The organism is Mesorhizobium sp. M7A.F.Ca.ET.027.02.1.1 (assembly GCF_004022985.1).
Taxonomy (GTDB): domain Bacteria; phylum Pseudomonadota; class Alphaproteobacteria; order Rhizobiales; family Rhizobiaceae; genus Mesorhizobium.
Map to the genome: position 1 here is coordinate 1 of NZ_RZOL01000334.1, position 7,040 is coordinate 7,040.

At 61.6% G+C, this 7,040-nt stretch carries 6 protein-coding genes and 2 pseudogenes; 3 read left to right on the forward strand and 5 right to left on the reverse strand.

Annotation, left to right across the window (positions count from 1 at the left end; translation table 11 throughout):
• Positions 1-329, reverse strand: a pseudogene (locus EN749_RS27185) (ABC transporter ATP-binding protein/permease); the annotation flags it as partial.
• A 602-nt stretch (positions 330-931) separates the two neighbouring features.
• Between EN749_RS27185 and EN749_RS27190 the strand changes: the two are divergent.
• Positions 932-1,369 carry a hypothetical protein gene (locus tag EN749_RS27190; RefSeq protein ID WP_128364330.1) on the forward strand — a complete coding sequence of 146 codons (438 nt, stop codon included), beginning with the start codon at positions 932-934 and terminating at the stop codon, positions 1,367-1,369.
• 32 nt (positions 1,370-1,401) lie between these two features.
• On the opposite strand, the gene EN749_RS27195 is transcribed toward EN749_RS27190, so the two are convergent.
• Both EN749_RS27195 and EN749_RS27200 read right to left on the reverse strand, forming a co-directional pair.
• Complete coding sequence (locus EN749_RS27195; protein ID WP_127272639.1) at positions 1,402-2,082, reverse strand: DsbA family protein; 681 nt, start codon at positions 2,080-2,082, stop codon at positions 1,402-1,404.
• A 17-nt stretch (positions 2,083-2,099) separates the two neighbouring features.
• Complete coding sequence (locus EN749_RS27200) at positions 2,100-3,920, reverse strand: extracellular solute-binding protein (RefSeq protein WP_128364331.1); 1,821 nt, start codon at positions 3,918-3,920, stop codon at positions 2,100-2,102.
• A 232-nt stretch (positions 3,921-4,152) separates the two neighbouring features.
• Here EN749_RS27200 and EN749_RS27205 point away from each other — a divergent pair, with 232 nt between their 5' ends.
• Positions 4,153-4,782 (forward strand): invasion associated locus B family protein, encoded by a 630-nt coding sequence (locus tag EN749_RS27205; RefSeq protein ID WP_127270670.1) that lies wholly within the window; start codon positions 4,153-4,155, stop codon positions 4,780-4,782.
• A 71-nt stretch (positions 4,783-4,853) separates the two neighbouring features.
• Here EN749_RS27205 and hspQ read toward each other — a convergent pair whose 3' ends face one another.
• Positions 4,854-5,177, reverse strand: a complete 324-nt coding sequence (gene hspQ, locus EN749_RS27210; protein ID WP_164762658.1) for a heat shock protein HspQ — start codon at positions 5,175-5,177, stop codon at positions 4,854-4,856.
• A 124-nt stretch (positions 5,178-5,301) separates the two neighbouring features.
• Between hspQ and EN749_RS27215 the strand changes: the two are divergent.
• Positions 5,302-6,259, forward strand: a pseudogene (locus EN749_RS27215) (AEC family transporter); the annotation flags it as partial.
• On the opposite strand, the gene EN749_RS27220 reads toward EN749_RS27215, so the two are convergent.
• On the reverse strand, positions 6,239-7,040 hold an 802-nt coding region (locus EN749_RS27220; protein ID WP_128364332.1), incomplete at its 5' end, for an FAD-dependent monooxygenase. The pseudogene EN749_RS27215 and the gene EN749_RS27220 sit on opposite strands and share 21 nt — an antisense overlap.

A 7,040-nucleotide genomic window follows, 5' to 3' on the forward strand; every position in this document is an offset into this window, starting at 1 on the left:
TCATTGAAGCGGCTGTCCAACCAACCGCGCCATTTGCGGTGCAATGTCGCCGAGACAAGATTGCGGACGCCGGTGAAGCCAGCGTCCTTGAGTACCACCAGCAGCACGAGGACGCCGGCATTGATCAGCAGCGAGCGAAGCGGCGTGGTGTTGGCGGCGTCATGGAAGAAGGCGATCGAATTGACCAGTTCGCCGGAGGCTTCGGCGAACCAGACACCGGCCTTGCTGGACAGCGCCGTGAGCACCGCGATCACCAGCGTCAGCGTCCAGGCTTCCTTCCAGCGGTCGGAAACCCAGTAGGCCCGCATCAGGCCCCAGAAGCTGCGCATCGACGACACCGGCGTCAGAAGCGATCGCCCTGCGGCATCGCGAGGTGTTTTTTCCGGTACTGACTCTTGCGATGGTCTACCGACCCGAATCACGATCCCGCCCAAACCTTTTTTCTTTTGTTACGGATGGTAACACCAATTGATCATTTTCCATTAATTTAAAACCGGCCCGACCGGATTGCCCCGGCAGCCGTTGCCGTGAGGCAACAGATTACACGCTGAAATATAGCGACAACGGTCGGCAATAATCAAAATATCGATATTGATTTCAGATACTTGATCTTCAATAAAATGCCGTCGATGGAGCTTCCCCTGGGGAAGGCTTTCACACGGTTTCGTGAACTCGAAATCGTGTCGAGCGATCGGTTTTCTCACTGCGGACGGCCCAGAGAGCTCGAAAATTTGCGGTTCGTGACTCGCCAGGAATGCCGTGGTCGTCCTTGCCAGGGGCAGGAAGTGACGGGAGAATCGATCGAGCGGCGCGTTCCGTCTTGTCCGGTCAGCTGAGGGACTGCGTTTGACAATTCATCCGCTTGGGGTTGAACCTTGCCCGCCATCGTCGACACTCATGCATGTCCGGTTCTCCAACAAGGAAGCTCCCAATGCTTGCACGCGCGGCCGCAATCCTGTCCCTCTTCGCCTGGCTGCCCCTCGTACCTTTGGCGCATGCCGGCCAGCAGAACATCCCGGCCAGCGCCGAAGGCCAGATCGAGTTCAACACGCCGTCCGGCAACATCGGCTGCATCTACACGGCCAAAGGCGGCACCGGCACCTATGAGCCAAAGGATGGCGGCCCGGAGTTGAGCTGCTCGCGCGTCGAGCCGAGCTACGTCACGATTATCCTGGGTCCGAAGGGGCCAGCCACGCTGATCAAGAACCCGGGCGAGCAGGGCTGCTGCAGCGATGTCGACAAGCTTGGCTACGGCAACAGCTGGAGCGCCGGGCCGTTCTCGTGCCAGTCGTCAACCAAGGGGCTGACCTGCACGGCCACGAACGGCCATGGATTTTTCATCAGCAAGGCCAAGGCGACGGTGAAGTAACGTTTGCTGCTGCCGAGGAGAGGGCGGTCGGCTCAGCCGGCCTTGTCCAGTTCGCCGCGCGCCTTGGCGGCCGCCACCTGGCGAATGGCATCGGCCAGCGTGTCGGCATCCTGTGCGCCCATGACCGCGTATTTGTCCTCGAGCAGGAAGCACGGCACGCCAGAAATGCCCATGCGCGACGCGGTGGCGATCTCGGTGCGCACCGCCTCGACATCGGCCTCGGTCGGCAAAAGCGTGGCGACCACGGACGCATCCATGCCGGCCTCTCGCGCCGCCTCGACCAGCACGGCATGATCGCCAATGTTGGCGCCTTCCTCGAAATTCAGCTGGAACAGCCGGCGCACAAGCCTGTTCTGAATGGCTTCGCCGGCGGCACCTGCCCAGCGGATCAGCCGATGCGCATCCAGCGTGTTCGGCGCCACCTTGATGGCGTCAAAGGCGAACGAGATGCCTTCGATTTCGCCCAGCGGCTCGATGCGGGCGTGAATCTCGCGGATGCGCTGATCACTGCCGAATTTTGCCAGCATGTATTCGCGGCGGTCCTTGCCTTCAGGCGGAATGGTCGGATCGAGCTGGAACGGCCGCCAGCGGACATGCACGTCGACATCGCCGACGGCGGCAATCGCCCTGTCGAGCCGCTTCTGGCCGATGAAGCACCAGGGGCAGACGACATCGGACACCACATCGACGGTGATGGCGTTCAATTCGCTCATCTCGATCTCCTGATCCCTCAGTTGGGTTTGCGCCACCATGTTGGCAGTTGATACCCGAATATGGGCGTCTTTTGCGGATGTTCCAGGTAGTTCCAGTAGGCAATCCATTGCTGCGTGTTGTGCTGCATCGGCACCATGTAGTTGCCGGAGATCAGCAGCCGGTCGAGAACGCGAACGGCGGCAACATAATCCTCCTTGGAGCGGGCGCGCAGCATCGCCTCGATCGCCGCGTCCACAGCCGGATCGGCGACGCCTGCGAGATTGAACGAGCCTTCCGTCCTGGCCGCGGCGGAACTCCAGCGCCCGCTCTGCTCGATGCCGGGCGACAACGAATTGTTGAAGCCGCTCGATCCGATCAGGACCTCGAAATCGAAGCGCTGCTTGCGCGACTGGATCTGGTCGCCGTCGAGGCTGCGAATGGTGAGATCGATACCGATCTTCTCCAGCGTGCGCTGGTAGATGCCGGCAAGGCGCTCCTCGTCCTGCGATGCGGTCAGGATTTCGAAGCTGAAGGGTTTGCCTTCGGGATCGAGCATCGTTCCATTCTGCACGTGGTAGCCGACACTTTTCAAAAGATCGAAGGCTGCCTTCAGCACGCGGCGGTCCTGGCCCGATCCGTCGGTCACCGGCGGCCGCCATGTACCGTCCATGACATCGGCCGGGACGCGGCCGGGGTAGGGCGCCAGAAGCGCTTTCTCCCTGTCGTCGGCCGGATGGCCGATCGCGGAAAGCTCGGAATTCTGCCAGTAACTCATCGTGCGCGTGTATTTGCCGCCGAACAGGTTCTTGTTGGCCCATTCAAAGTCGTAGAGCATGCCGAGCGCGCGCCGCACGACAGGGTTGGCGAATTTCGGCAACCGCGTGTTGAACAGGAAACCGGTCACCACGGGCGGAATGCCGGTGTCGAAGGTTTCGGCGACGACGTCGCCCTTGTGGAAGGCCGGAAAATCGAGATCGCGCTCGCGCTTCACCGGATCACTGTCGTCGTCGATGGCGCAAAGGCCTTTCTTGAACGCTTCGAGCTTGGCGTTGGCGTTGAGGAAATACTCGATGGTGATCTGGTCGTAATTGTCGAAACCGCGCTTGGCCGGGACGTCCTTGCCCCAGTAGTCCGGGTTGCGCTTGAACACGATGCGCTGGCCGGGCTGCACCTGCGCGATCCTATAAGGGCCGCTGCCGATCACCGGCTTGAGCGCCGTCCTGTCGAAAGTCTCCTTGTCGAAGGCGTGCTTCGGGATGATCGGGGTCAGCGCGATGATCAGCGGGAATTCGCGATCGGCCTTGTCGTTGAAGGTGAAGCGCACGCTGTGATCGCCGGTCTTTTCGAGCTTGGCGACCCTGGCCATGCGATCGCTGTAAGGCGGGCGGCCTTTCTCGGTGTAGACGTCATAGCTGAACAGCACGTCCTCCGGCGTCACCGGCTGACCGTCCGACCATTTGGCCTTCGGATTGAGATGGAATTCGATGCTCTTGCGCTCCGGGTCCATGTCGGCGCTGTCGGCCAACAAACCGTAGAGCGTGAAAGCCTCGTCGGCATTGCGCTGCATCAACGGCTCGAAGACCAGATTGCCGAAGATCGTATCCATCATGCCGCGCGCCGTCGTGCGCAGGCTCTTGAGGATGAAAGGGTTCAGATTGTCGAAGCTGCCGACGACGCAATAGGTGATCGAGCCACCCTTCGGCGCGTCGGGATTGACGTAATCGAAATGCGTATAGCCGGGCGGTAGCGCCGGCTCGCCCTGCATGGCGATAGCGTGCTTCGGCTCCGATGCGGCCGGCTGATGCGAAAGGGCGAGAAACGATATCCCGGTGATCAGCCAAACAACAACGCGGCCCATGACCGTCTCCTTACTGGGTCGGCTTGATGATTCGGTGTGCACCCTAGCATGAGGCGGCTGCGCGCCGGCCAACCGCGCGTTCAACAATTGCTGACGCCGGGCTGGATTCGGCCTCGCTTGCAGTGTAACACGCCCTCCGAAGTCATTCTGTTGCCTCATTTCGGCAACAGGTAGCTGGACCACACGGCACGAAGAAGCCGGTCCCGGGATCATTTGAGAGGAAGTGCACGACATGACGAGCCTGAACAGCAACGCGTACCGCCTGTCGGTCATGGCCGCTGGCGTGGTCGGCTTTCTCGGCGCAGGACTTCCCGCTGCTTCCGCACAGCAGCAACAGCAGATTCCGCAAGGCTGGTTCAAGGCCTGCACCAAGCAGGAAGACGTCGACATCTGCAATGTCCAGAACATCACCACCGCCGGCAACGGCCAGCTGGTCACCGGCGTCAGCCTGATCGAGCTGAAGGGCAAGGTGAACCGCAAGGTGTTCCAGGTGACGGTCCCGACCGGCCGTCTGGTGCCTCCCGGCATCGGCCTGCAGATCGACACCGGCAAGGCGCAGAAGCTCGACTATGTGATCTGCTTCCCGGATCGTTGCGTGGCGGAAGTGCCGCTGACCGATCAGCTCGTCGCCGCGTTCAAGAAGGGCCAGGCGATCACTCTGACCTCCGTCAATTTCCAGAACCAGCCCAATCCGATCAAGGTCGCCCTGCAGGGCTTCAGCGGCGCCTATGACGGACCGGCGCTGCAGCAGTCGGACATCGAGGACCGGCAGAAGAAGCTTCAGGACTTCGTCGCCAAGAACAACCAGGATTTCGCCAAGAAGCTCAAGGAAGAGCAGGACAAGGCGAAGACCGCCAACTGATCGGCCGATATCGCCGAGCCACAAAAAAGCGGGGTCATGCCCCGCTTTTTTTGCGCCCATCTCTCCGCGGGTTAATGCCTCGACTGCCGTTTCGGCTGGTAGCGCCCGTCCGGCTTCTTGTCGAACATCTCCTTGATCTGCGGATGCCGGACCGGCTCCCCCGACTGATCCTCAAGCAAATTCTGCTCGGAGACGTAGGCGATGTACTCGGTCTCCGAATTTTCGGCGAGCAGATGATAGAAAGGCTGATCCTTGTGCGGCCGCACGTCGGCGGGGATGGCTTCGTACCATTCGTCGGTGTTGGCGAATTGCGGATCGACATCGAAAATGATGCCCCTGAATGGAAACAGCCGGTGGCGAACCACCTGTCCGATTGCGAATTTGGCTGTTTTCATCGTACTCACCACTGAATCCTTGGGCTTATTTGGCGCAGACCGCGCATCAATTCAATCCCGAGGCGCTTGACGCCCTATTAAGCAACGGGCTAGCCCGGCGCCAGGGTTTCGGACCAGCATAAAAATGTCTGACGTCATCGGTCTTGTTCTTCCGTTCTTCGGCTTGATTTTTGTCGGGTTTCTGGTGGCGCGCATCACCAGGCAGCCGCTGGAGGCGCTCGGCTGGAGAACACGTTCATCGTCTATGTCGCGCTGCCGGCACTTTTCTTCCAACTGCTTGCCAAGACGCCGTTCGAAGACCTGACGGAATGGCGCTTCATCTTCGGTTCGGTCGTCTCGACCTTCATGATATTTTCCTTGATGTTCATGGGGTCGATCCTGACCTCGCGCGGCGAGATAGCGCAATCGACCATCAAGGCGCTCGCGGCCGCCTATGGCAATATCGGCTATATGGACCGGGGCTGGCATTGCTGGCCTTCGGCGAGGAGGCGGCTGTGCCGGTCGCCTTGATCTTCTGTTTCGAGAACATCATGCATTTCGCCATCGCGCCCATGATGATGGCGCTGTCGGGCGACGACAAGACCACGCCTCTCCGGCTTGCGCTCGGTGTCGTGCGCAAGATCGTGCTGCACCCGTTCATCATCGCAACCGCCCTGGGCGTCGGCGCCGCCTATATCGGCTTTCGACCGCCCGTGCCGGTGGAGCGATTTCTGGAATATCTTTCCCGGGCGGCCGCACCTTGCGCGCTGTTCGCCATGGGCGTCACGCTGGCGCTCAGGCCGCTCAATCGCGTCCCGCACGAGATGGTTCCGATTGCGGCGCTGAAACTGATCCTGCACCCGTTGCTCTGCTATGTCGTGCTGAGCTGGATCGGCAATATCTCTGAGACATGGGTCTTCTCGGCGGTGCTTCTGGCGGCGTTGCCGACCGCCACCAACGTCTTCGTCATCGCCCAGCAGTATGGCGTCTGGGTACAGCGCGCGTCGGCCAGTGTGCTGATCACAACCTGCCTGTCGGTCGTGACCGTCACCGGGCTGCTCTACCTGATCCGGCACGATATCCTAGCGCCGGACCTGTTCCCCTACCCCGCCGGCAAGCGCGGCAAAACCGCTGCCGGGACGAAGCCCCTCGCGCATGAAAAAAGCCCGAAGCGGCGCGAAGCCACCGAGCACGCCGAGCCCGGCCACGCGGGCCATCTGGGCCGGCAGCATGTCGGAAAGCAGCGACATGTTGAGCAGGTTGACCGCGCCGCTACGCGCCAGAATATCGGGGCGGCGCTTGAAATCGTAAGCCGCAAGCGCCTTGGCTGCACCCGGGTCGGCTCGATTTTCACAAGCGATTCCAACCAGATCATCGACGTCCCTGATGCCGAGATTGAGGCCTTGCGCACCAATCGGCGGAAACACATGGGCGGCTTCGCCGACCAGCGCCACCCGATCTCGGGCGAAACGCAGTGGCGTCACCGCCGAAAGCGGATAGATCTGCCGGCCCGGCTCGACCGTCACCCGGCCCAGCATCGACTGCATCTGCTGTTCAACCCGCTGAGAAAGCGTCGTATCGTCCAGTGCGGCGAGGTCGGTCGCGGTCTCGGGCTTGACCACCCAGACCAGGCTGGAGCGATTGCCGGGCAATGGGACCTGCGTGAACGGACCGGTCTCGGTGTGGAATTCGGTCGAGGTGAAGGCGTGGTCGCCGCTATGGCCGAAATTGAGGACGAGAGCTGCCTGCGGGTAGGACCGGGCCGAGGTCGAGATGCCGGCCGCCTGGCGCGCCGGTGACAACCGCCCATCGGCGGCGACCGCAAGCGATGCGTCGACCGTGCTGCCGTCGGCCAGGACGGCACGGGCGTGCTCGGCATCGAGA

Coding starts and splice junctions, on each gene's coding strand:
- EN749_RS27190 (WP_128364330.1), top strand. CDS start 932: ATGCTTGCACGCGCGGCCGCAATCCTGTCCCTCTTCGCCTGGCTGCCC.
- EN749_RS27195 (WP_127272639.1), bottom strand. CDS start 2,082: ATGAGCGAATTGAACGCCATCACCGTCGATGTGGTGTCCGATGTCGTC.
- EN749_RS27200 (WP_128364331.1), bottom strand. CDS start 3,920: ATGGGCCGCGTTGTTGTTTGGCTGATCACCGGGATATCGTTTCTCGCC.
- EN749_RS27205 (WP_127270670.1), top strand. CDS start 4,153: ATGACGAGCCTGAACAGCAACGCGTACCGCCTGTCGGTCATGGCCGCT.
- hspQ (WP_164762658.1), bottom strand. CDS start 5,177: ATGAAAACAGCCAAATTCGCAATCGGACAGGTGGTTCGCCACCGGCTG.